The organism is Aquimarina pacifica (assembly GCF_000520955.1).
Taxonomy (GTDB): domain Bacteria; phylum Bacteroidota; class Bacteroidia; order Flavobacteriales; family Flavobacteriaceae; genus Aquimarina; species Aquimarina pacifica.
Genome location: NZ_JACC01000001.1, coordinates 22454 through 48326 on the forward strand (window position 1 = coordinate 22454; position 25873 = coordinate 48326).

At 33.7% G+C, this 25873-nt stretch carries 22 protein-coding genes; 19 read left to right on the plus strand and 3 right to left on the minus strand.

Annotated features, from left to right (window positions below; genetic code table 11):
* Window positions 1–6: 6 nt before the first annotated feature.
* Complete coding sequence (gene ung, locus DZ60_RS0100115; RefSeq protein WP_025739403.1) at window positions 7–672, minus strand: uracil-DNA glycosylase; 666 nt, start codon at window positions 670–672, stop codon at window positions 7–9.
* 89 nt (window positions 673–761) lie between these two features.
* Here ung and DZ60_RS0100120 point away from each other — a divergent pair, with 89 nt between their 5' ends.
* The 4 genes from DZ60_RS0100120 to DZ60_RS0100135 all read left to right on the plus strand — a co-directional run bounded on the left by DZ60_RS0100120 (window position 762) and on the right by DZ60_RS0100135 (window position 8418).
* Window positions 762–2933, plus strand: a complete 2172-nt coding sequence (locus DZ60_RS0100120; RefSeq protein ID WP_025739405.1) for an endonuclease MutS2 — start codon at window positions 762–764, stop codon at window positions 2931–2933.
* A gap of 117 nt (window positions 2934–3050) precedes the next feature.
* The gene (locus tag DZ60_RS0100125) at window positions 3051–5549 is read left to right on the plus strand and encodes a PIG-L family deacetylase (protein WP_025739407.1); all 2499 of its coding nucleotides are present in this window, start codon (window positions 3051–3053) and stop codon (window positions 5547–5549) included.
* A 145-nt stretch (window positions 5550–5694) separates the two neighbouring features.
* On the plus strand, window positions 5695–7392 hold the full coding sequence (locus tag DZ60_RS0100130) for a sodium:solute symporter (RefSeq protein ID WP_025739408.1): 1698 nt from the start codon (window positions 5695–5697) through the stop codon (window positions 7390–7392).
* A gap of 33 nt (window positions 7393–7425) precedes the next feature.
* The gene (locus DZ60_RS0100135; protein WP_025739409.1) at window positions 7426–8418 is read left to right on the plus strand and encodes a Gfo/Idh/MocA family protein; all 993 of its coding nucleotides are present in this window, start codon (window positions 7426–7428) and stop codon (window positions 8416–8418) included.
* A 73-nt stretch (window positions 8419–8491) separates the two neighbouring features.
* On the opposite strand, the gene DZ60_RS0100140 is transcribed toward DZ60_RS0100135, so the two are convergent.
* The gene (locus tag DZ60_RS0100140; protein ID WP_025739411.1) at window positions 8492–9334 is read right to left on the minus strand and encodes a DUF2911 domain-containing protein; all 843 of its coding nucleotides are present in this window, start codon (window positions 9332–9334) and stop codon (window positions 8492–8494) included.
* A gap of 123 nt (window positions 9335–9457) precedes the next feature.
* Here DZ60_RS0100140 and DZ60_RS0100145 point away from each other — a divergent pair, with 123 nt between their 5' ends.
* The 7 genes from DZ60_RS0100145 to DZ60_RS0100175 all read left to right on the plus strand — a co-directional run bounded on the left by DZ60_RS0100145 (window position 9458) and on the right by DZ60_RS0100175 (window position 15100).
* Window positions 9458–10117 (plus strand): MIP/aquaporin family protein, encoded by a 660-nt coding sequence (locus tag DZ60_RS0100145; protein ID WP_025739413.1) that lies wholly within the window; start codon window positions 9458–9460, stop codon window positions 10115–10117.
* 102 nt (window positions 10118–10219) lie between these two features.
* Window positions 10220–10714 carry an SRPBCC family protein gene (locus DZ60_RS0100150; RefSeq protein WP_025739415.1) on the plus strand — a complete coding sequence of 165 codons (495 nt, stop codon included), beginning with the start codon at window positions 10220–10222 and terminating at the stop codon, window positions 10712–10714.
* A 101-nt stretch (window positions 10715–10815) separates the two neighbouring features.
* Window positions 10816–11514: an SDR family NAD(P)-dependent oxidoreductase gene (locus DZ60_RS0100155; RefSeq protein ID WP_025739417.1), complete on the plus strand. Its 699-nt coding sequence runs from the start codon at window positions 10816–10818 to the stop codon at window positions 11512–11514.
* 3 nt (window positions 11515–11517) lie between these two features.
* A complete protein-coding gene (locus tag DZ60_RS0100160) occupies window positions 11518–12825 on the plus strand; it encodes a cryptochrome/photolyase family protein (protein ID WP_025739418.1) in 1308 nt (435 codons plus the stop codon).
* A gap of 246 nt (window positions 12826–13071) precedes the next feature.
* On the plus strand, window positions 13072–13440 hold the full coding sequence (locus DZ60_RS0100165) for a SnoaL-like domain-containing protein (RefSeq protein WP_025739419.1): 369 nt from the start codon (window positions 13072–13074) through the stop codon (window positions 13438–13440).
* A gap of 320 nt (window positions 13441–13760) precedes the next feature.
* Window positions 13761–14363, plus strand: coding sequence for a SatD family protein (locus DZ60_RS0100170; RefSeq protein WP_241448694.1), 603 nt, complete (start codon window positions 13761–13763; stop codon window positions 14361–14363).
* Window positions 14360–15100, plus strand: coding sequence for a DUF3307 domain-containing protein (locus tag DZ60_RS0100175; protein ID WP_025739422.1), 741 nt, complete (start codon window positions 14360–14362; stop codon window positions 15098–15100). Before DZ60_RS0100170 ends, DZ60_RS0100175 begins: the two co-directional genes overlap by 4 nt.
* Window positions 15101–15140: 40 nt before the next feature.
* Here the strand turns inward: DZ60_RS0100175 and DZ60_RS0100180 are convergent, their stop codons facing one another.
* Window positions 15141–16019 (minus strand): LysR family transcriptional regulator, encoded by an 879-nt coding sequence (locus DZ60_RS0100180; RefSeq protein WP_025739423.1) that lies wholly within the window; start codon window positions 16017–16019, stop codon window positions 15141–15143.
* Window positions 16020–16101: 82 nt separating this feature from the next.
* Here DZ60_RS0100180 and hutH point away from each other — a divergent pair, with 82 nt between their 5' ends.
* The 8 genes from hutH (at window position 16102) to DZ60_RS0100220 (ending at window position 25775) form a co-directional block, all read left to right on the plus strand.
* Window positions 16102–17682, plus strand: a complete 1581-nt coding sequence (gene hutH, locus DZ60_RS0100185; RefSeq protein ID WP_025739425.1) for a histidine ammonia-lyase — start codon at window positions 16102–16104, stop codon at window positions 17680–17682.
* Window positions 17683–17691: 9 nt separating this feature from the next.
* A complete protein-coding gene (gene hutI, locus DZ60_RS0100190) occupies window positions 17692–18939 on the plus strand; it encodes an imidazolonepropionase (protein WP_025739427.1) in 1248 nt (415 codons plus the stop codon).
* Window positions 18940–19087: 148 nt separating this feature from the next.
* The gene (locus DZ60_RS0100195; protein ID WP_025739428.1) at window positions 19088–21097 is read left to right on the plus strand and encodes a urocanate hydratase; all 2010 of its coding nucleotides are present in this window, start codon (window positions 19088–19090) and stop codon (window positions 21095–21097) included.
* Window positions 21098–21102: 5 nt separating this feature from the next.
* A complete protein-coding gene (gene hutG, locus DZ60_RS0100200; RefSeq protein ID WP_034228227.1) occupies window positions 21103–22068 on the plus strand; it encodes a formimidoylglutamase in 966 nt (321 codons plus the stop codon).
* Between the two features lie 519 nt (window positions 22069–22587).
* On the plus strand, window positions 22588–23073 hold the full coding sequence (locus DZ60_RS0100205) for a hypothetical protein (RefSeq protein WP_025739432.1): 486 nt from the start codon (window positions 22588–22590) through the stop codon (window positions 23071–23073).
* Window positions 23074–23169: 96 nt separating this feature from the next.
* Window positions 23170–23361 (plus strand): cold-shock protein, encoded by a 192-nt coding sequence (locus tag DZ60_RS0100210; RefSeq protein ID WP_025739433.1) that lies wholly within the window; start codon window positions 23170–23172, stop codon window positions 23359–23361.
* A gap of 269 nt (window positions 23362–23630) precedes the next feature.
* The gene (locus DZ60_RS0100215) at window positions 23631–24479 is read left to right on the plus strand and encodes an N-acetylmuramoyl-L-alanine amidase-like domain-containing protein (protein ID WP_025739435.1); all 849 of its coding nucleotides are present in this window, start codon (window positions 23631–23633) and stop codon (window positions 24477–24479) included.
* A gap of 462 nt (window positions 24480–24941) precedes the next feature.
* Window positions 24942–25775, plus strand: a complete 834-nt coding sequence (locus tag DZ60_RS0100220) for a helix-turn-helix domain-containing protein (RefSeq protein WP_161634354.1) — start codon at window positions 24942–24944, stop codon at window positions 25773–25775.
* The last annotated feature ends 98 nt before the right edge of the window (window positions 25776–25873 follow it).

The window sequence follows — 25873 nt, forward strand, 5'->3', positions numbered from 1 at the left end:
AAGTAGTTACCATTCAATAGGAATTTTGTTATTGTTTTGTAGATATTCATTTACTTTACTGAAATGCTTATTACCAAACCAAAATCCTCTATTCGCACTTAGTGGTGACGGATGCCCACTAGTTAAAACAGTATGTTTTGACAAATCGATTTTAGCCCCTTTCTTCTTTGCATACCCTCCCCATAATAAGAAAACAACGTTTTCTTTATGATCAGATATCGATTTTATTACAGCGTCTGTAAATTTCTCCCAACCTTGTTTTTGATGTGACCCTGCTTGGTGTGCCCTAACTGTTAGCGTTGCATTTAGCAAAAGAACTCCTTGCTGCGCCCAACGTTCTAAATTTCCATTCGTAGGAAAAGGAATATCCAAATCAGATTCTATTTCCTTAAAAATATTAACCAATGAGGGAGGATTAGGGACTCCTTCATTTACCGAAAAACATAAACCATTAGCTTGTCCCGGGCCATGATATGGATCTTGCCCAATAATTACTACCTTAAGATCATCAAAAGTACAATAATCAAAGGCAGAAAAAATTTTACTTCCTTTAGGATAACATGTAAAAGATGTATATTCTGATCTGACAAAATCAGTTAACTTGGTAAAATAAGGCTCATTAAATTCTCCTTTAAGTTGATTATACCAACTAGTTTCAATATTTACATTCATATAGATGTCCAAAAATTAGTGCAATTGTGTATTTTTGCCCTGTTCTAAAAAACGATCGAATATAACCCAAAAAAGGGGTAAAAAAAAGTATGATTCGCATTTCTAAAAAAACACTTGATGATCTTGAATTTGGTACAATACTCGATCATATATCAACGCTCTGTACTACCGATTTGGGAACAGCAAAAGCTACGGGAATTGTCCCATTCGCTACAAAAGAGCTTGTAGATATAGCATTACAAGAAGTCTATGAATATTCTTCTTCCTATCTAAATGATGCTAGAATACCAAATCATGGCTTTGATAGTATCAGTAGAGAAATTCAATTATTAAAGATCGAGAACACATTTCTTGAAGCTCCAAATTTAAAGCGCATAGCCTCTGTTAGCACTACTGTTAATGAATTACTCACTTTCTTGAGAAAATTTAATGAGCTATACCCTACCTTACACCAAACATCAACGCAAGTTCCTTTTACCAAAGAGATAATATTGTACATTGATGCTGTAATAGACAAGTTTGGTGAAGTTAAGGATAATGCCTCTTCTAAATTACTAATACTTAGAAAGGAAATCAATAGTGTACAAGGAAAACTAAATGGTAGTTTTGGTAAGGATCTTTCTAGATATAATAGTCTTGGCTATTTAGATGAGATTAAAGAAAGCGTGGTAGATAATCGTCGTGTTCTAGCCGTATCAGCAATGTATCGCCGTAAGGTAAAAGGTGCTATTATGGGAAATTCTAAAACAGGAAGTATCGTTTATATAGAGCCCGAAGCAACCCTACAATATAGTAGAGAACTTAGTAACCTAAAATATGAAGAACGAGAAGAAGTCGTTAAAATATTAAAAAACCTCACAAATCAACTTCGTCCTTTTATAGCATTGTTTGAGCAGTATCAAGAATATCTTAGTGATATTGATATTGTAGCTGCAAAAACAAAATATGCAAAACAATTAGACGCTGTGCTTCCTAAAATTACGGAAGAAAGAGAACTTACGCTCAAGGATGCATACCACCCTATTTTATATCACACAAATAAAGCGCAAGGCAAAAAAACACATCCTCAAACAATTACGCTTAATAAAAGTAATCAGATTATTGTTATTTCTGGCCCAAACGCAGGTGGTAAAAGTATAACCCTAAAAACTATTGGTTTACTACAAGTTATGCTACAAAGCGGAATGCTTATACCTGTTCATGAATACAGTAGAATGTGCTTATTTGATGTTATCCTTACCGATATTGGTGATAACCAATCCATAGAAAATCATTTGAGTACCTATAGTTATCGCTTAAAAAACATGAATTACTTCTTGCGAAAATGTAATGACAAAACCTTATTTCTAATTGATGAATTTGGTACAGGGAGTGATCCCGAATTAGGTGGAGCCCTTGCAGAAGCTTTTCTCGAAGTTTTTTATGAAAGAAAATCATTTGGCATCATTACAACACACTATGCGAATCTCAAAATGTTAGCCAATGAACTGCCTAATATGAGCAATGCCAATATGCTTTTTGACGCAAAGACTCTCGAACCATTATTTAAACTCTATCTAGGAGAAGCAGGAAGCTCATTTACATTTGAAGTAGCCCAAAAGAACGGAATACCCTATAGTTTAATTAATAAGGCTAAGAAAAAAGTCGAACGAGGAAAAATTCGATTTGACAAAAGTATTGCAAACCTTCAAAAAGAAAGATCAAAATTACAAAAAACAACTTCTACGCTAAAAACTAAAGAACAAAAGGCAGCAGAAGAAAAAGATCGTTTAGAAAAAATAAATGAGCGTGTACAAAATAAACTTGAAAGCTATCAGGAATTGTACGACACCAATCAACGAATGATCTATCTTGGACAAAAAATAGATATTTTAAGCGAAAAATATTTTAACAATAAACAAAAAAAAGAGCTTATAAATGAGTTTTTTAAAATCGTTCAGGTAGAAAATTCTAAACGTAAAAAGCAAAACGCAAAACAAAGACAGGTCAAAAAAGCCAAAGAACACAAAATCGCTAAAGAAGTCGAGCAAAAAGTTCAGGTCATCCGAAAAAAGAAAATTGCAGAAAAAAAGAAAGAAGAAAAAACTCTTGAATCCAAACCAAAAATCACCTTAAAAATTGGAGACCGTGTACGCATGCATGACGGTAAATCTATAGGAACTATCGATACCATAGAAAAAGGAAAAGCAATTGTAAATTATGGGATTTTTACCACGAATGTAGCACTAGATCAACTAGAGTTTGTAGAGCGAAAAAAGTAATAGATCTACAGTCTATAATAGTATTAGGGTCCTTGTTAAATTATCCTTAAACCATAATTCTGGGGAGTTTATCTTTTTATATTTGATGAAACTCAATCAAAAACTTCATCAGTACTTATGCGAAAATTACTTTTTGTACCTTATATTGTTTTGTTATTTCCTTTTATTATTTGGTCGCAGCAACCCGAAAAACCAAATTCAGCTGAGATCCATCTTGCCATAAAAAAATTAAACTTTCTAGGATCAGTCCTTTATGTAGCAGCGCACCCCGATGATGAAAATACACGCCTTATATCGTATATGTCTAATCATCTAAAAGCAAGAACAGGATATTTGTCTTTAACTCGTGGTGATGGAGGGCAAAACCTAGTAGGTCCAGAAATACGAGAATTATTAGGTGTTATAAGAACACAAGAACTATTAGCAGCTAGAAGAACAGATGGCGGAGAACAACTATTTACACGTGCTAATGACTTTGGATACTCTAAGCACCCCGATGAAACACTTTCTATCTGGAATAAAAAAGAAGTGTTAAGTGACGTTGTTTGGGCCATTAGAAATTTTAGACCAGATATCATTATTAATCGTTTTGATCATAAAACTCCTGGTTCTACCCATGGGCATCATACATCTTCGGCAATGTTAAGTGTAGAAGCTTTTGATCTTACAAATGATAAATCAATATACCCCGAACAATTAAAATTTACAAATACATGGCAACCCAAAAGGCTGTTTTTTAATACATCTTGGTGGTTTTACGGTAGTAGGGAAAACTTCGAAAAGGCCGATAAGAGTTCTTTATTAAAATTTAATACAGGTATCTATTATCCAGAATTAGGTCTTTCTAACTCTGAAATTGCATCACTCAGTAGAAGTCAGCACAAATCTCAAGGATTCGGTAGTACAGGTACGCGTGGCAATCAAGATGAGTACATACAAATTATTAAAGGTGAATTACCAAAAGACAATAGCGATCTTTTTGAAGGGATTGACACTTCGTGGAATCGGGTAAAAGGAGGGCAAGCAATTGGTGAAATTCTATATCAGGTAGAAAAAGATTTTGATTTTAGAAACCCGTCCAAATCAATTCCGCAACTAGTACGCGCTTATCAATTGATTCAGGGATTAGAGGATACACACTGGAAAATCATCAAATCTAAAGAGATTAAGGAAATCATATCTGCAGCGGCTGGTTTATACCTAGAAGTTGTTGCCGATACACCTACCACTACCAAAGGAAGCACTATCAACCTTTCTATCGAAGCAATCAATCGAAGTACCAGCAAAGTTACATTACAGTCAATCGATATTGATGCAATTAACATCCATGAACTTACAAAAAAAGAGCTAACCGATAATACCAAAAATGAGTTAAAATTCACAAGTATGATCCCTGATGATTTTGAATACACTACTCCGTATTGGTTAAATAAAAAAGGATCCCTAGGCATGTATGATGTTAAAGATCAAACATTAATAGGTAAGCCAGAAACAGATCACAAAATTAAGGTGTTATTTACACTATCGATAGAAGGTACAAGCATTCCATTTACCAGAGATATTGTTTACAAAAAAAATGACCCTGTAAAAGGAGAAATGTATCAACCTTTTGAAATTATACCCAGAATTTCTGCAAGTCTCAAAGACAAAGTAATTATATATGATACCGAAGCCTCTAAACAAATCCCAGTTACTATAAAATCTGGAAAAGAAAACATAACAGGAACAGTAAAACTAGAACATCCTAAAGGATGGAGCATAGCTCCGGATCAATTTGATATTACTCTCACACAAAAAGGTGAAGAAAAAACGGTCATTTTTACTCTGACACCTCCTTCAGATCAAAGTGAAGGATACATTAAACCCGTCGTTACAAGTAATGGAATTGAATATAGTAATGAGGTAATTACGGTAGATTATGACCATATTCCCTTTCAGACGGTAGTCTTACCAGCAGAAACCAAAATTGTACGTTTAGATATTAAAAAGAAAGGGCAAAACATTGGATACATAAAAGGAGCTGGAGATATTGTCCCAGAAAGCCTTCGCCAAATTGGATATCAAGTAAGTATCATCGATCCAGAATCAATATCAACAGAGAGTTTAAAATCTTTTGATGCTATTGTTATGGGTATACGAGCATACAATACCGTCGAAGAATTAAAATTTAAACAACAATACTTATTAGACTATGTAAAGAATGGAGGAAACCTGGTCGTGCAATACAACACAAACAGGAGACTAAAAATTTCAGAAAATTTGGGTCCTTACCCATTAAAACTATCTAGAGACCGGGTAACCGATGAAAATGCGACAATTACTTTTTTATCCCCAGAACATGCCGTTTTAAGTTCTCCCAATAAAATAACAGCACAAGATTTTGAAGGTTGGGTGCAAGAACGTGGTTTATACTTTCCGAATGAATGGTCCGAAGAATACACTCCTATTTTGGCTGCAAATGACAAAGGAGAGTCCGAAAAAAAAGGAGCTTTGTTAGTTGCCCAACACGGTAAAGGATATTATGTTTATACGGGTCTTAGCTTCTTTAGAGAGTTTCCCGCCGGAGTATCAGGGGCATATCGTCTCTTTGCAAACTTATTATCATTAGGAAAATAATTAAATAGAAATGGAAAAAAAGAAAGAAAAAATAGTGTGGAAAAAATTGTACTCAGCCATTCTTATAGCTAATGCCATCTATATATTAATATTCTATTTTATTACAGATCATTTTTCTCACTAGTAATTATATCCCTTTTACTCTATGCAACTTATTGATTGGATTGTACTTATTACAACATTGACAGCTATTGTATCCTATGGCGCCTGGAAAACCCGAGGCAGCAAAAATGTAAAGGATTACATTAGAGGAGGAAACGATGCAAAATGGTGGACCATTGGTCTTTCTGTAATGGCAACGCAAGCAAGTGCTATTACTTTTCTTTCTGCTCCAGGACAGGCATTTCATAGTGGTATGGGATTTGTTCAATTTTATTTTGGACTGCCTATTGCGATGGTAGTTATCTGCATGATTTTCATTCCCTTATATCACAAACTTAATGTATACACTGCCTACGAATATCTAGAAAGTAGGTTTGACCTAAAAACCCGCAGTCTTACTGCAATATTATTTTTGGTGCAACGAGGACTTGGTGCGGGGATTACTATTTTTGCTCCAGCGATTATACTTTCAGCAGTACTAGGGTGGAATCTTACCTCTCTAAATATTATTATCGGTATTCTTGTAATTATCTATACCGTCTCTGGCGGAACCAAAGCCGTAAGTGTTACTCAAAAACATCAAATGGGAATTATCTTTACAGGAATGTTTATCGCTTTTTTTCTTGTCATTAGTTACCTACCCGAAAATATAACTTTTTCTAAAGCTCTAGAAATTGCTGGTGCAAGTGGCAAAATGGAAGTTTTAGATTTTTCTTTTGATCTAAATAACAGATATACCTTTTGGACAGGTATTTTGGGAGGAACTTTTTTAATGCTTTCATATTTCGGAACAGATCAAAGTCAAGTACAGCGTTATTTATCTGGTAAATCTATAAAAGAAAGTCAATTAGGACTTTTATTTAATGGTTTGATGAAAGTGCCCATGCAATTTTTCATTCTTTTAGTTGGGGTTATGGTATTTGTTTTTTATCAATTTAACGCCTCCCCTCTTAATTTTAATCCATCAACAAAAATTGCCATCGAAAACTCAGAATATCTTGATGAATACAGCAGACTGGAATTAAAAAAAATCGAAATTGAAAATGACAAAAAAATTGCTATTCAGAAGTATATTGATACAGAAAAAGGGACCGAGTACAAGGAGAAAATTCAAGAACTAAATAGTGCCGAAGAAAAAATTAGAGAACAAGCCAAAACACTTATACATAAAGCCGATCCTAACCAAGAGACTAATGACAAAGATTACGTTTTTATACATTTTATATTAAACAACCTACCAAGAGGGTTAATCGGTTTATTACTAGCTGTAATCCTATGTGCCGCAATGTCGTCTACAGCATCAGAGTTAAATGCATTGGCATCTACTACTACAATAGATTTGTACAAAAGAAATGTTGGTGAAGAAAAAAGTGAAAAACACTATGTGCAAATGACAATGCTTTTTACCTTATGTTGGGGAATCCTAGCTATTCTAATTGCCTGTTTTGCAAACCTATTCGACAATCTGATACAATTGGTAAATATTATTGGTTCTATTTTTTATGGAAATGTATTAGGTATATTTATGCTAGCTTTCTTTGTTAAATTCGTTAAAAGTAATGCCACCTTTGTTGCAGCACTAATTACTCAGGTTATTATTATTTATGTATGGTGGCTTGATTGGCTCCCTTTTCTTTGGCTTAATGCTTTAGGTTGTGGGGTCGTTATGTTTTTAGCTATTCTATTTCAAATAGGTGTGCCGAATCAAAAAAATACCGATCCACAAAAACACAATATCTAGAAAAATCAATACAACTATAAAACATATAGTTTGATGAATACGATTAAAAAAACAAAATGGGGAATTATAGGTTGTGGTAAAATAGCCCACAAATTTGCGCAAGATTTAAGTACCGTACCAGATGCCTTATTATTTGCAGTTTCTAGTCGTAGTTTAGAAAAAGCAAAGAATTTCGGAGACACCTATAATGCAGTACATTGTTACGGAACCTACGAAGAACTTTCTAAAAATTCGGATATAGATATTATTTACATTGCCACTCCTCATGTATTTCACTACGAAAATACGTTGATGTGTCTACGTCATAAAAAAGCAGTTTTATGCGAAAAACCTTTTGCAATGAACAGAATTCAGGTAGAAGAAATGATTGACACGGCAAAAAACAACAATGTATTTTTAATGGAAGGTTTATGGACCTATTTTCTTCCTCATTATCAATATGTTTTAAACGCATTAGAATCAAAAGAATTTGGCGCTGTAAAAAAAATAAAGGCAGATTTTGGTTTTGCTGCAGACTTTAATCCTGACGAAAGATTATTTAATAAAAACTTAGGAGGAGGAAGTCTTCTCGATGTCGGTATATATCCATTATTTGCTGCAGTAAGCATTTTAGGATATCCCGAAAAAATTGAAGCCGAAGCCACTTTAGGTAAAACAGGAGTTGATGAATCGTGTACGATGCAACTTTTTTACAAAAATGATGTAATAGCCTCTCTTTTTAGTAGCATTACACAAAAAACAAATACAGAAGCTATTATTGAATGTGAAAAAGGAACCATTTTTATACACAGTAAATTTCACGAACCTTCTCATCTAACCATCCAAAAAAATGGAGTATCAGAAAAAATAAATTTTGACACCAAAACTCATGGATACAGTTATGAAATTATCCATGCTCAAAAAATGCTCTCTCAAGATTGTAAAGAAAGTACTATTATGAGTTTTGATAGGAGTATTGAGTTAATTAGTCTTCTTGATTCGGTTAGAAATATAATAGGGCTTCATTATGTAAATAATACCAATTAAAAAATAAAAAAGAAGCGCCTCCCGTAGGTAGGAAGACGCTTCTTAACGTGATGTGTGTGAAAAAAAAGAGTGTCTATTGTGCCCCCCACTCTAAAAGGGAGTCTTTATTCATCTTTACATAATCAGAATTACCTGCTTTCTCAGCCAATTCTAATGAAGTTTTTGCAGCCTTTACTGCTCCTTCTTTATCTCCAGCTTTTGCATAGATTAACGACTGCTTTCTATACATCCAAAATGCAGGTTCTTTACGAAGTGATATAGCTTTATCAATATGAGTTTTCGCTTTTGCAAAATCTTCTGTCTCTAGATAAAAAGCCGCTGCTTTATAATAGTCATTCGCCGATGGACCAGCCATGGTCTTTTCTATACTCGCAACAGTCATCTCTTTTGAAGGCACTTCTATAGTAATAGCTACTTCTGTAGTTTCCCAAATAAAATTAAGAACCCCAGAATCCATTTTAAGGTCACTGAACATAAGAGTAAACGTTTCAACCTTCATAGGGATTGTACTTACTTTTGCTGAAATTTTTGCAGCAACTTTAGCATCATCCCATTTCTTTGGTGTTCCCCAATTCTCTGTATCACTGTAAAAAGTAATTTCCCAACTTTCTTTACCTGGCTTGGTAAAAATAGCGTACGATCCTTTTTTAAGTTCTTTACCACCTACCTTTACATCGTCACCAAATGTGATCATCGTGTTCTTATTAGCACCTGTTCTCCATAACTTGTCATAAGGTACTAAATCTCCGAAAATAGTTCTTCCCTTCATACTAGGACGAGAATATTCTACAGATACATCTGTTAATCCAATTACCTGATTAATTTTTGATGCAGGACTTGGTTGTGGCGCTTTTACCTGAGCTTCTATTCCCAAAGAGAATATAGCAACAGATATAAATAAAATAACCTTTTTCATTGTGTGTAGTATTTATAATGTTTTTGTTTTTTGATTATGACGAAATTAAGAATTACGAATGTCTTTAGAGTTAACAAAAACTTAAAATAAGGAGTAGTATCTTTGCCTTCATTAATAAAGACAATGAGGACATATATTTCAGAAAGTATAGGAACATTTATTTTGGTTTTTTGTGGCACAGGGGCTATGGCTGTCAATGAAGTTACCAATGGAGATGTCACACATGTAGGTATTGCAATCACATGGGGATTAATTGTAATGGCTATGATTTATGCATTCGGAGAAATATCCGGAGCACATTTTAATCCAGCCGTGACCATTGCTTTTGCTTATGCTAAAAAATTCAAATGGAAAGAAGTTCCAAAATATATTCTTGCGCAATGTATTGGAGCTATAGCAGCAAGTAGTGTGCTACGATACCTTTTTCCTCAAAGTGAATTTTTAGGAGGAACAATACCCGTACTTGATGAACCCAGAGCATTTATATTAGAATTATTGCTTACCTATTTCTTGATGGTTGTAATTATTAATGTCTCTACAGGTGCCAAAGAAATAGGAATTATGGCAGGAGTTGCAATTGGGGGTGTTGTATTACTAGAAGCCATGTTTGCAGGTCCAATGACAAATGCCTCGATGAACCCAGCAAGATCCTTAGGACCAGCACTTTTATCAGGTCACTGGGAACACCAATGGCTGTATTACATCGCTCCTATAATAGGAGCATTATTAGCTGTACTAACTTGCAAACTGGTAAAACCTGACCAATGTTGTGACGACTGTTAATTCTTAAATTACTCTTAAAAAAAATTGTTTAACGAATAAGTCTTTTTTGTTAAACAAAACGATTGTATTTTTAAGGATTATTTATAGAATTAGCACGACTTTATGAAAATATATACTTTAAAATCAAAACAAAATCTCCCTATCTCTCTACAAGAGGCTTGGCAATTTCTTTCAGACCCCGGAAACCTAAAAACCATTACCCCTGATTACATGGGATTTGAAATTTTATCTGGTGCTGATCGTGATATGTACCCAGGGCAAATTATCCAATATATAGTTACTCCAATCGCTGGGATTAAAAATAAATGGGTTACAGAAATAACACATGTCAAGGACCATCAATATTTTGTAGATGAGCAACGATTTGGTCCTTATGCCTTATGGCATCATAAACACTTTATTAAAGAAATTCCCGGAGGAGTAGAAATGGAAGATATTATTGATTATAAAGTTCCATTTGGCATTTTAGGGCAACTAGTGCATCCTATTCTTGTAAAACCGAAGCTAACTGAAATCTTCGAATACCGTACAAAAAAATTAATTGAGTTATTTGGTTCCTTCCCAAATGAAGCTAATCAAACAATTGAGTTCACATAATTTTTTTCATATTCGAAGTATTGTTACCTTGAGTCTATAAATATGTTTCTTCTTCGAGAATCTAAGCTATAAAATATACTAAAAAAATAAAACCACAAATAATGAGAAAAAACATCTTGCTTATTGGAGGTAGTCACGGAATAGGGTTTGAAATTGCCTTAAAACTATACAGCGAACATACTATTTTTATTGCATCTAGAACATCCGAAAACCTCGGAAATTTAGAAGTAACGCACATACCTTATGATGCCTCAAAAGATGAAATTGATACTTCTGCCCTTCCCGAAAGAATTGATGGATTTGTATATTGTCCCGGAAGCATCAACTTGAAGCCTTTTAAAATGCTCTCTCCTGATGCTTTTTATGAAGACATGCAAATCAATTTTATGTTTTTAATAAAAATTATACATCAAATATTGCCACGACTTAAAAACTCAGAACAAGCTAGTCTGGTATTTTTTAGTACCGTAGCGGTAAAAGTAGGTATGCCGTTTCATACAAGTATTGCAGCAGCAAAAGGTGCCATCGAAGGATTTGCAAAAGCATTGGCAGCAGAATACGCACCACAATTCAGGGTAAATGTTATTGCTCCTTCACTTACAGATACAACACTTGCAAAGAGATTATTAGGAAATGAAAAAAAACAAGAACTTATGAGTAATCGTCACCCTATGAAACGAGTGGGACAAGCAGAAGACATTGCACATATTGCACGGTTTTTATTAAGTGACGACAGTAGTTGGATAACCGGACAAGTTATTGGCGTTGATGGTGGTATGTCAACGCTTAATATATCATAACCTATGTCAAAACAAGTTTCAGTATTTTGGTTTAGACGAGATCTTAGACTAGATGATAATATAGGACTTCTTGCTGCGCTAGAAAGCGAACACACCGTACTTCCTATATTTATTTTTGACCCTACTATTTTAGATCATTTACCAAAGAACGATGCACGGGTAACATTTATTTTTGAAACACTTCAAAAAATAAGGCATGAACTTAAGAACACCTATCAGAGCTCTTTGGGTATCTATTATGATACTCCAGAAACAGTTTTTAAACAGCTTCTTGACAAGTATTCAATACAAAATGTATACACCAATCACGACTATGAACCTTATGCCAGAGAACGTGATTCTATGATTAGTGACCTTTTAAAAGAAAAAGGCATTGACCTTATTACATACAAAGACCAAGTTATATTCGAAAAAGATGAAGTTGTAAAGGCAGACGGAAACCCTTATGTGGTATACACTCCTTACAAAAATAAATGGAAAGAACTTTTTGATATTTCTAAACTTAAGATATACCCAACCAAGAAACATCTTCATAAACTAATTCAAGATCAAGACTTACCAAATACAACATTAGATGAGATGGGATTCATCACCTCATCCATAAAAGTCCCCAATTATAATGCATCTTCAGAACTAATTCAGAATTATGAAGAAACCAGAAACTTTCCCTCAAAAGAAAACGGAACCTCTAGAATCGGACCTCATCTACGTTTCGGAACGGTCGGGATTCGATCTATTGTAAAAAAAGCCATTGCAGAAGAAAACGAAATATTTTGGTCAGAATTAATTTGGAGAGAGTTTTTTATGCAAATTTTATGGCACTACCCCTACACCAAAAGTTCATCATTTAAGCCCAAATACGATAGGATCGAATGGCGTAATAATGAAAATGAATTCAAAAAGTGGACACTGGGACAAACAGGATACCCTTTGGTAGATGCAGGAATGAGACAACTTAATCAAACCGGATATATGCACAATAGGGTGCGAATGGTAGTGGCAAGTTTTTTATGCAAACATTTGTTGATAGATTGGAGATGGGGAGAAGCATATTTTGCAGAAAAATTGATTGACTATGATATGTCTGCAAATGTAGGTAACTGGCAATGGGCATCAGGGTCTGGTGTAGATGCTGCACCCTACTTCAGAATATTTAATCCAACAACGCAAATCACTAAATTTGATAAACAACATACATACATTCATACTTGGGTAAAAGACCTAAATGAACTCTCCTACCCTATGCCGATAGTCGATCACAAAATGGCAAGAGAACGCTGCTTAAAAACTTACAAAAAGGTATTGGGGTAATATCTATATTCACTCTTTTTTTGTAATTTATACCCAGTTCTTGTATTAGAAATCATTTTGAGTTTTTTTGATTAAAAATCTCCTCATGCTAACATTCTCATTTCAAAGAATCAATAAACGAGCATCAGAAAATACGGATACTCAATATTTTTTTTGAATTGGGCTTACGTCTATGGATTTTCTAATAAATAATACAAGTTAACTGCACAAATTTTATAGAATATGTATGTCTAAAACTTAAAACTAATGAACACACAACAAGTAGCTTCTCGCTTAGTCGAATTATGTCGACTAGGAGAAAACATGCAAGCCATTAGCGAATTGTATGATCAAAACATCGTAAGTAAAGAAATGCCCGGAATGCCTAATTCGATTACATCGGGTAAAGACCAAGTAACCAAAAAAAGTCAAGATTGGTATGCCACTGTCGAAGAGTTTCATGGCGGACAAATCTCTGATCCAATTGTAGCTGACAACCATTTTAGCTGTTCGATGAAAATGGATTGTACTTTTAAAGGGCAAGGACGTATGCAAATAGAAGAAGTTTGCGTATATCAGGTACAAAACGGAAAAATTACTGAAGAACAATTTTTTTATGCAACACCGCCTCAATAACATGTCGAGAGGGGTTATTTTGCTATTAAAAACATAATCTTTGGGCGTTCGAGCGGGCTATTCGCTACAATTCCTCGCTCCTCCTTGGGTCGGGCTGTGGGATTTCTGCTACTATCCCTAACGCTATTCAAAAAGGTTATTTATGTATAAATTATAAAAGTCTAGATAAGTAATCGATTATAGATTAATTTATCCATAATCAAAATTATCACCTAATTAAACGATAATTTAAAATATCGTCTTTTTAGGTGATAATTATTTTTATTATCGATTAAAAAGCATATATTTACTCCTTTTTACAAAACTTTGACTCAACACTAATGATGATCAGTATTATTACAGGCGATATTATAAACTCCAGAAAAGTTGAACCGCAACTATGGTTATCATCACTAAAAACCGAACTCAATAAATATGGAGCACAACCTTCTCAATGGGAGATTTATAGAGGAGATAGTTTTCAATTAGAAGTGCCCGTCAACAAAGCATTAGAAGCCGCTATACTTATAAAAGCAACCATAAAACAATACAAACCACTTGATGTACGAATGGCAATAGGTATAGGCAATAAAACATTTCAAAATAATACTATCAAAGAATCTAATGGTAGCGCGTTTATTAATTCTGGAGAATGTTTTGAACAACTAAAAAAACATACACTTGCCATAAAAAGCCCCTGGAGCGATTTTGATGTATCTATGAACACCATGATACAATTAGGTAACCTTACAATGGATAATTGGAGTCCAGAATATTCAAAAATTATGAAAACAGCTCTAGAATATCCAGACATGACACAACAACAATTAGCATCACTATTAGACAAAACACAAAGTACTATAAGTGCAGGTCTCAAAAGGGTTGGACATGACGAAGTCAAAAAAATGATCACATATTATCAAAATTACATACACACCAAATGATAACACTAGCTCTTAAATTACTTCTATCACATTTAATGGGGGATTTTTTATTTCAACCAACCTCATGGGTACAAGACAAAGAACAAAAAAAACACAAATCTGTTTATCTATACATACACATTGCTATACATACGGTACTATTACTTGTTATTCTACTTTTTAATATGACATACTGGGTAGGCATCCTAATAACTATCATATCGCATTTTATTATTGACCTCCTAAAAACCACTTTAAATCAAACCTTCAATAAGAGAGTGCTATTCTTTGCAGATCAAATATTACACCTTTTGATAATTGCATTGGTAGTGGGGTATTATCACCCCTATAAAGTAGAAATCCTATTTTTACAACACCCAATCGTATTACTATTTATCGTATCTATTATATCTACCACTATAGTCACATCAGTACTAATGAAAACTATCATATCAAGATGGGATATACAAGATGACTCTGATTCATTAGAGATGGCTGGCGCCTATATAGGCATGTTAGAACGTACCTTTGTTTTTATCTTTATTATAAGTAATCACTGGGAAGGTATCGGCTTTCTATTAGCTGCAAAATCTGTCTTTCGTTATGGAGATTTATCAAAAACCAAAGACAGAAAATTAACAGAGTATATTTTGATAGGAACCCTCATAAGTTTTGGATTTGCAATTCTTATAGGAATAGGATATACCTACATATCAGAACTTATCGAACCTGCAAAAACTTTAGTAATTACCAAATAACATCAAAATTCACAAATTCTATCATTTAATAAACAAGGTATTATAAAAATTTCATGATCTGCCTTAAGGCTGGATTTCTATTATCATTTTTCCAAATTACAGAAAGTTCGGCTTTTTGAAGTATCTCAGGGATCTCAAGAAATTTCACCTTCAGATCAAAACCATATTGCAAAGAAGTAGGAACAATTGCAACCCCAAACCCACTCTCTACCAATTTAAAAATAGTCTGTGCGTGAACAGATTTGTGTGAAACTTTGGGAGTAAACCCTTTGTCCTCACAGATACTCATTATTTGATCATAATACACAGAACTATAATCAGAAGAAAATAAAATAAACTGTTCATCAGACACCTGCTGTACACTCACAAAATTACCTACATTTAGCAGATGTTCTAAGGGCAGAACCAGTGAAAACGTGTCTGTATGTATTGTTTTTATTTGCATTTCTTTAGGAACTCTCGCTAATCGAACAAAACCTATATCTAATTGATCCTTTTGTACAGCATCGACTTGCAAATAATTAGACATCTCTTCTAAGCTAAATTGTAAATTCGGATACTCTTTATTAACATTTACTAATAATTCGGGAAGTATCGTTTGCATAGCCGACCCAAGAAAACCAACACGTATCTCTCCTTCACTACCTTGATCAATGAGACGTGTCTGCTTTAAAGTAAAATCAATATGATTAAAAATATAATCTAATTCATTTTTAAGATATACCCCCGCATTTGTAAGGGTGACTTTCCGCTTATCTCGCAGAAAAAGTTCAACACCTATAATTTCTTCCATCTGCTTAATCTGCCTGCTTAATCCAGGTTGGGAAATATACAACCGCTCTGCAGCTTTCCTAAAATGTAACTCTTCGGCTACAGCCAAAAAATAAGTAAAATGACGAAGCTCTAATTGATAACCCATAGGCATTAATTAATGATCTAATTGGTATTTCTAATTATCAAAAATAGGCATTAAATTAGTGATAAAAACACAAAACGCTTCAATGTCGGATATAAAAGAACATTTTTTATTTGGAGAAGATCACTTAACAACAGGAAAAGTGATCAAGATTGTAAATGGAGATATTCTGGGAATCATTTCTGAAATTGCAAGAAAAAAAATAAGGCGCAATAGACAAGTGGTTGATAATATTGTTAAAAAAGGAGCCCCTGTCTATGGTATCAATACTGGTTTTGGACCACTATGTACCACAAAAATATCAAAAGAAGAGACCAAAATTTTACAAAAAAACATTCTACAAAGTCATAGTGTAGGTGTAGGAGATCCTATCGATACTCGAATAGCCAAAATAATGATGATTCTTAAAGTTCAATCATTATCCCAAGGACATTCGGGAATTGCAGAAAAAACGTTAGACCGCATTTTATGGCATATCGACAATAATGCAATTCCTATTGTTCCCTGTCAAGGTTCTGTTGGTGCTTCTGGTGACCTCGCTCCCCTATCCCATCTTTTTTTGCCCCTGATCGGATTAGGAAAAGTAACTTTTCAAAATAAAGTAATCAGCACCTCAGAATTATATACAATTACAGGGTTACAAGCACTTGAATTAGAGCCTAAAGAAGGGCTGGCACTTATCAATGGTACTCAGTTTATAGCTGCCCATGCTGTAGAAGTCATTGTAAAACTGCATAATTGTCTCTCTCAGGCTGATATTATAGGCGCAATGATGATCGAAGGGCTACAAGGGTCTGTAAAACCTTTTTATAAAGAACTACATCATCTTCGTCCTTTTAAAGGAAATATACACGTTGCCGCAAGAATAAAAGCCATCTTAAAAGGTTCAGAGATCATGAGAGCACATACTAATTGTGATCGTGTTCAGGATCCCTATTCACTACGCTGTATCCCACAGGTACATGGGGCATCAAGAAATGCCTGGCTACACCTCAAAGAGCTTCTTGAGATTGAATTAAATGCTGTTACCGACAATCCCATAATTATAGATGAAGAGCTTACTATAAGTGGCGGAAATTTTCACGGACAACCGCTAGCCATGGCTTTAGATTATGTTTGTCTTGCCGCATCAGAATTAGGTAATATTTCTGATCGACGAATATACCTTGCACTAGAGGGAAACGCTCCTGGAGTTCCCAAATTATTAATGAAAGATACAGGTATTAACTCAGGGTATATGATACTACAATACACTACAGCAGCACTGGCAAGTGAGAATAAAGGATTATGTTTTCCATCAAGTGCAGATAGTATCCCTACTTCTCTGGGACAAGAAGATCATGTAAGTATGGGATCTATTGGAGGTAGAAAAGCGCTAAGAGTAATAGAAAATTTAGAAAAAATATTAGCGATAGAATTATTAACAGCTGCACAAGCATTTGAATATAGAAAACCGCTAAAATCAGGAATAATTCTAGACGAAATTTATAAAGAGGTACGAAAGTCTGTAACATTCGCCAATGAGGATCGAGTATTCGCGGATGATATTCAAAAAGGAATCGATATCATCAAAAACAAAACTATTGTTACTATTGCTAGTAAAATTTCTAGTAAAGAAAAGTTATCTCTAGAAACGCAATTCTCGTCAGAATTCGATATATACTAAACCTGGATTATGAAGAAATACAAATTAATAGGTCCTTTTACTCAATTAGTAACCATGGAAGGTTTGCCAAAACGAGGTCCGATACAAGACAATGAGCTGACAATTTATTCTAATGCAGGTATTTTAATCAAAAATGATATTATTTCTGACATAGGATCGTTTGCAGACCTAAAAAAAAACACGGCTATTAACGAGACAGAAATCATAGAGTTATCAGGGAAATATGTTTGTCTTCCTGGGTTTATCGATCCTCATACACATATTTGCTTTTCTGGATCCAGAGCTCAAGATTATGCCTTACGCAATGCAGGAAAATCATATCAAGAGATTGCCGAATCAGGAGGTGGTATATGGGATACTGTTATCCAGACCAGAAAAGCCTCAGAACAGGAATTAACCAAAAAAATCGTTCAAAGAGCAAATACCTTATTACAAAAAGGAATTACAACGATAGAAGTAAAAAGTGGCTACGGACTTTCGGTAGAAGAAGAGCTAAAAATGCTGCATGCAATTCGTAGCGCAGACAATCTCACAAAAGTGGATTTGGTCTCTACATGTCTGGCTGCACATATACTACCAAATGATTTTATAGGTAATCATAAACAGTACCTAGAAACCATCAGCAATTCCTTATTTCCAATTCTAAAAAAAGAAAAACTAACAAATCGTATTGATGTGTTTGTAGAAAAAGGCGCTTTTCTCCCCACAGATGTCTACCCATATCTAAAAAAGGCTAAAGCAATGGGGTTTGACATTACAATTCATGCCGATCAATTTAGTACCAGTGGTAGTGAAGTAGCCGTAAAAATGAATGCCATTAGCGCTGATCACCTCGAAGCAAGTACTGACAAAGAAATACAGACACTCGCCAAAAGTAATGTTATCGCAATAGCACTACCAGGAGCATCATTAGGACTTGGCTGTGATTTTGCTCCTGCAAGAAAAATTCTTGATGCAGGAGGAACCGTAGCTATCGCCAGTGATTGGAACCCGGGTTCTGCCCCTATGGGAGATCTGTTAACTCAGGCATGTATTCTTGGTACATTCGAAAAACTAACGAATGCAGAAGTATTGGCAGGGATTACCAATAGAGCAGCTTCAGCTCTTAATCTTACTGATCGAGGAAAATTAATTAAAGGGATGAAAGCAGATTTTAACCTTTTTAAAGCAGATCATTACAATGAAATCTGTTATCACCAAGGCACATTAATACCCTCACAAGTCTGGAAACAAGGTGTATTAGTTCACAAATCCTAAATGAGGCATAGGTTTTACTAAGAGTAAACACTAGCTTCAATTAGCATCTGATTAAGCTTCTAGAGAAGAAATTGAATAAAAAAGGATCGTGTATCATGGTACATACAAATAATGTAAATGGTGAAAGTATTTTTTAAAAGAAAAGAATATGAATTTCAAAGAACAAATACGTCAGGGTATTCCCAAAGTATTACCTTCCAAAAAATGCGTAGAAAATGTTGGTAATCGTGCACCCAAACGAAAACAAATACTTACATCTGAGGAAAAAAAATTAGCCCTCAGAAATGCTTTACGCTATTTTCCAAAAAAATGGCATAATGAACTTGTTCAAGAATTTCTTAATGAACTAAATGAACTTGGTCGCATTTATATGTATCGCTTTATGCCAACCTATAAAATGTATGCTCGACCAATAAATGAATACCCAGCAATTACATCCCAAGCTGCAGCAATTATGGGGATGATACAAAATAATCTTGACCCATTAGTTGCTCAACATCCTAATGAATTAATTACCTATGGTGGTAATGGAGCGGTGTTTCAGAATTGGGCACAATATCTATTGACTATGCAATATCTCGCTACAATGAATACGAAGCAAACCCTTCATATATACTCGGGACACCCAATGGGATTATTTCCCTCTTCAGAGCATGCTCCTAGAGTTGTCATAACGAATGGCATGATGATCCCAAACTACTCTAAGCCGGATGATTGGGAAAAATATAATGCATTAGGAGTAACACAATATGGACAAATGACCGCAGGTAGCTATATGTATATAGGACCACAAGGTATTGTACACGGGACTACTATCACTATTATGAACGCATTTAGAAAAACATTACTTCCAACAGAAACACCCGCCGGCAAAATATTTCTAACCTCGGGATTAGGGGGCATGAGCGGTGCACAACCGAAAGCGGGAAATATTGTAGGTTGCATAACTATATGCGCAGAAATAAATCCAAATGCAGCAAAAAAAAGACATGAGCAAGGTTGGGTAGATGAAATAGTATATACTCTAGATACCTTGGTTACAAGAGTAAAAAAAGCTGTTACTACCAAAGAAGTCATTTCTATTGCCTATCAAGGTAATATAGTAGATATATGGGAACGTTTTGATCAAGAAGATATTTATGTGCATTTGGGGTCTGATCAAACATCATTGCACAATCCATGGTCTGGCGGATATTACCCTGTGGGTGTTACTTACGAAGAAGCCAATTCATTGATGAGTCAATCTCCAGAAACTTTTAAGAAAATGGTACAAAAATCTTTATGTCGACAAACCAAAGCTATAGATAAGCACACTGCTAAAGGCACTTATTTCTTTGATTATGGCAATGCATTTTTACTAGAAGCTTCTAGAGCTGGAGCAGACATATTTGTAAAAAACAGTACTGATTTTAAGTATCCTTCCTATGTACAAGATATTTTGGGACCTATGTGTTTTGATTATGGTTTTGGTCCTTTTAGATGGATTTGTACTTCAGGAACATCAAAAGATCTAGAACTCACCGATCAAATCGCTCTAGAAGTTCTACAAGCAATAAAAACAACAGCACCCGAAGAAATACAGCAACAAATGCAAGATAATATCACATGGATACGTGAAGCAAAAGAAAACAACCTTGTTGTGGGATCCAAGGCTCGCATTCTATATGCAGATGCAGAAGGAAGAATTAAAATTGCCAAAGCATTTAATAATGCGATAAAAAATAATGAACTATCAGCTCCTATCGTATTAGGAAGGGATCATCATGATGTAAGTGGTACAGACTCACCATATAGAGAAACAAGTAATATTACAGATGGCAGCAAATTTACTGCCGACATGGCCATTCATAATGTTATAGGCGATAGTTTTAGAGGAGCAACATGGGTTTCTATTCATAATGGTGGCGGTGTAGGATGGGGCGAAGTAATCAATGGAGGCTTTGGGTTGGTTCTTGATGGGTCTGAAGAAGCTTCAGAAAAGCTAGAACAAATGATATTATATGATGTAAATAACGGTATTGCCAGACGAAGTTGGGCACGAAATAAAGAAGCCTTATTTGCCATTAAACGTGAGATGAAAAGAACCCCCGAACTTAAGGTAACAGTACCATCTATAGTAGAAGATGATCTTTTGGATAGACTTATAAGTAAAAAATAAAAACGATGAGATCTCAAATTAACAACTACAGAGCTTCTAATCCAACGATATGGAAAGGGCGTGAATCTAATGACAACTTGTATTTTCATGAAATTGTAGAATGTATAGATCTACAAAAAAAGATACTACCAAAAACCAAAGTGCCGTCATTTGCTATTTTGGGATATGCCATTGATGAAGGAGTTCGAAGAAACCTCGGAAGAATAGGTGCAGCAGAAGGACCAGATGCGATTCGCAATAGACTGGCTCCCTTATCAAATCATATGGCGGATCAAACACAAATTTGGGATGTCGGAAATATATACTGCCAAAATAAAGACTTAGAAGAAAGCCAACTATCAATATCAGAAGTTATTTCTAAAATATTAGAAAATGATACTATGCCTATTGTACTGGGGGGAGGTCATGATCTCGCATATCCGCACTTTAACGGAATCAAAAAGCAGTTTCCCAAAAAAACTATCGGAATCATAAATATGGATGCACATTTTGATCTTAGAAAAGTCGAAGATAAAGGCAATTCAGGTACACCATTTTTTCAAATCCTTACTGAAAATAATTTTTGTAACTATTTATGCCTAGGAATACAAAAATCTTCAAACAACAGAAATTTATACGCAACAGCAGTCAAACTAGATGTTGAATATCTAGAAAACTCAACATTCACAATCCAAAATCAAGAAACTATATACTCAGTACTTGAAGATTTTATAAAGCAAGTAGACATTATATACTGCACTATAGACCTTGATGGGTTTTCTTCTATGTATGCTCCGGGAGTTAGTGCTCCTTCTCCCGTAGGTTTTTCTCCAGACATAGCTCTAAAAACTCTAGAACTGATTTGTATGTCTAAAAAACTAATCAGTGTTGATATTGTTGAACTGAACCCTAAATATGATATCGATAATTGCACTGCAAGATTAGCTGCCCAATTAGCTCTTTACATCATAGAAAATATACAGATACCTTAATGATTACAATTTTCGGGACTTTAGAGTAGATATAACAAAATAAAAGGGGAGTTACCCCAAAAATAACTCCCCTAATAGATTTAAAAAATTCCCGAAAAATGTTTTTATATATTATTTACGCATCGCGTAGCTAGAAGCTTCAGGAAGCTCACGTAAAAAACTAAATATTCCTTTAATATTAATTCCGAAAGTAGTGTAAAAATGATTCATGCTTTGTATGATTTAAGGTTTATGATGCCAATATATAAACTTATTAACAATTATCCAAATTAATTGTTGATAAACTGTTTATTAAATGTTCAAAAACCAATAAATAATGCTAAAAAACTATATTTTTATACAATTATTGAATATTAACAAGTAAATACTTGCAATAATTGTTAATAACTATGTTGATAACAATAACACAAACAACAGCTCAAAAAAGAAATGGTTTTCAGAAAAACTATTTGCCCAAATATTATTTATGTTTAGTCTCAATATTTAACTAAAAAACATAGTATTGCCTAAATTGCACCTATGAAAACTGCAACCGTAAAAGAGATCAAAGACGAATTACAAGACAGGTCACAGCAAGAATTAATAGGACTATGCTTAAGACTGTCCCGCTTTAAAAAAGAAAATAAAGAACTGATCACTTACTTGCTTTTTGAATCAGAAAATGAAGAAAAATATATAAATAGTGTAAAAGAAGAAGTTGTTATCCAATTTGAAACGATCAATACTTCGTCATTTTATTATATAAAAAAAAGTATTCGCAAAATTTTACGGTCTATAAAAAAGTACATCCGTTATTCTAAAAATGTGGAAACCGAAATAGAACTCCTACTCTACTTCTGCATTCAACTCAAAAACTTTAAACCTTCTGTTCTAAAAAATACTGTTTTAAAAAATATACTTAATCGGGAGCTTACGACCATTAGAAAAAAAGTAACTACACTGCATGAAGATTTACAATATGACTATCAAATAGAAATACAAAAATTAGAAAACCAGATAAAATAAATAATATTTGCTTAACAAATAAAACTCCTTGTTTATAGTTATTTAACTATTTAGACTGTATCTTCGTTACTATTAACTAACATTTAAATTTTAATAATGAATAAAGGAACAGTAAAATTCTTTAATGATGCCAAAGGTTTTGGATTCATCACTGAAGAAGATTCAAGCAAGGAACATTTTGTACACATCTCTGGGTTAATCGATGAAATTCGCGAAGGTGATGCTGTCGAATTCGATTTACAAGAAGGAAGAAAAGGATTAAACGCAGTTAATGTTAAGGTACTTTAATTGTACCAACAATATACTTTTAATTTTTTCACAGTACAAAACCTGTCAATAGACAGGTTTTTTTATGACTCCATTTTATTCGGCTCCTTAAGGTTCTTTTTATAAACTCCTTCTTATTATAAAAAGAAAAACATTTTAAAAATCTACCATACTTCAAGGAAAAGCCCCCAACATTTTGTACTTTACATATTCATTAGTCCTTACATAAATTAGAACACTCTTCCTTAATCTATAAAATCAGTTAATATCAATTGCAAACAACTTAATCAATGGCACCTAAGAATATACTTTTATTTTTTTTTGTAATTACCAACATACTATCCGCGCAACACATTACATGCTCTGTTAAGGACAAAGAATTGTTTTCAAAAAAAATAGAGGCACTTAAAAACAACTACATACCAACTAGTAACTTTGGAGTAACTGTTGTGAATGTTGGAAAAACATTTTTAGGCACTCCTTATGTTGCAAAAACCCTAGAAGTCGGCACTAAGGAATCTCTGGTCATTAATCTACAGGGACTAGATTGTACGACTTTTGTAGAAAACGTAGTAGCTTTTAGTCTTATGCTAAAAAACAATAGAGATGATTTTGACTCTTACGTATCATATCTTGAAAAAATACGCTACAAAAATGGGAAATTAGATGGCTACGCTTCGCGTTTACATTATTTCTCTGAATGGATTAGTGATAATGAAAATAAGAAGATTATTAAAGACATTACTGGAGAAATCGGTGGAATAGAGATCAATAAAAAAATCGATTTTATGAGTACGCATCGTGATCTATACCCTTTTCTTAGTAATCAACAAAATTTTGAAAGGATACAAAAATCCGAAACCCAAATTAGTACTTCAGAGTTATGTTTTTTACCTAGAAATCAAATCAAAGAAAATGAAGAACTCATAAAATCCGGAGATATCATTGCACTTACTACATCAATAAAGGGATTAGATGTTACGCATACTGGTATCGCATTTCGTGACAAATCAGATGGTCGAATTCACTTATTACATGCATCATCAAAAGGGCATGTAGAAATATCAAAACTACCATTAGTAGAATACTTACAAAAAATAAAAAACAATACGGGAATACTTATATGTAGACCACAATAAGTTAGCTCAACTGCCTATTTACATATTGTTCTTACTACTTATCTATGTATTAGGTAAGAAAGAGGATTGATGCTTTTGCAACACTATTTCACCCAAATAATGTTATGCTTTATTTATTTCGCATTATAGGAATATAATAGTAATAAAAAAAACGTCAATTCACGTCATATGGCTTTTCAAACCATCAATTTTAATTTTTTTCAACTTTTGATTCTCTTTGGTTCAATTCAGGGGATTGTATTTAGCGGTATTGTATTTTCTGTAAAAAAATATCAGTCTAAAAGTGTGTTTTTTCTTGCTTTGACAGTATTATTTCTATCTCTAAGCAATATTCAACACATGCTTATTGATATCAATTATTTTACAAAAACATCCGTTATTAGAAATCTATATATCCCATGGCAATGGCTAGTAGGTTCCATGTTTTATTTTTTTGCTCACTATTTCTTGAAAAAAGAAAAAATGAGTCATAAATTATTGATATTCCTTATCGCCCCTTTTTTTGTGGTTTCATTAATTCATCTATGCCAACTTATATATCAAGCCAAATTTAATGTAAATCATACCATTGCAGATTATTATGAAAAAGGATTATTCTTATATACTAATCTAATTTCCTTTATCTATATTCCTGTAATTGTTTATAAGATGTATACTATGATTACTTCTTATGAAAATAACGCAAAAAATGTAATACAAAAAGTTCAGGAAGAGACTCGTTGGTTAAAACAACTAATTCATATTGGTATTGGGATAGTTACTCTAGGAATGATCTCTGTTGTCTATATTTTAATTACCCAAGCACACACTTCATTTGTTGCTTATCCTTTTTTTATATCCTTATCCATATGGATATATTGGGTAGGATATATTGGTATTAATAAATCGTCTTCTCATAAAAAATTAGAGATACTTGCCAAAAACCAGATGTCAAAAAAAATAGGACACCCTACTTTTATTAAAATTAATGAGCATATTCTAAGAGAAAAAAAATATTTAGTTCAAGATATAGGACTTACTACAATAGCAAGCCATTTTGACCTTAGTAGTGGCTATTTATCACAACTTATTAATAGGCATACCAAAAAAAGTTTTAATGATTACATCAATGAATTACGTATTAAAGCTGCAAAAAGAATGTTATCAGACATACGATATAATAACTACACTATAGAATCTATTGGACTTGAATGCGGTTTCAAATCAAAATCAAATTTCTATACTTCGTTCAAGAAATTTTCAGGACAAACTCCTAATCAATATAAAAAACACCAAAAAATAAGTTCTGGATCTTAAACTTTCTAAAAATACAGAACCATAATTCCTCCTTTATCAACTAGAATTGCAGAAAATACAACATCTTTTATCAAAATTCATTAAAGAGAATCAATAAG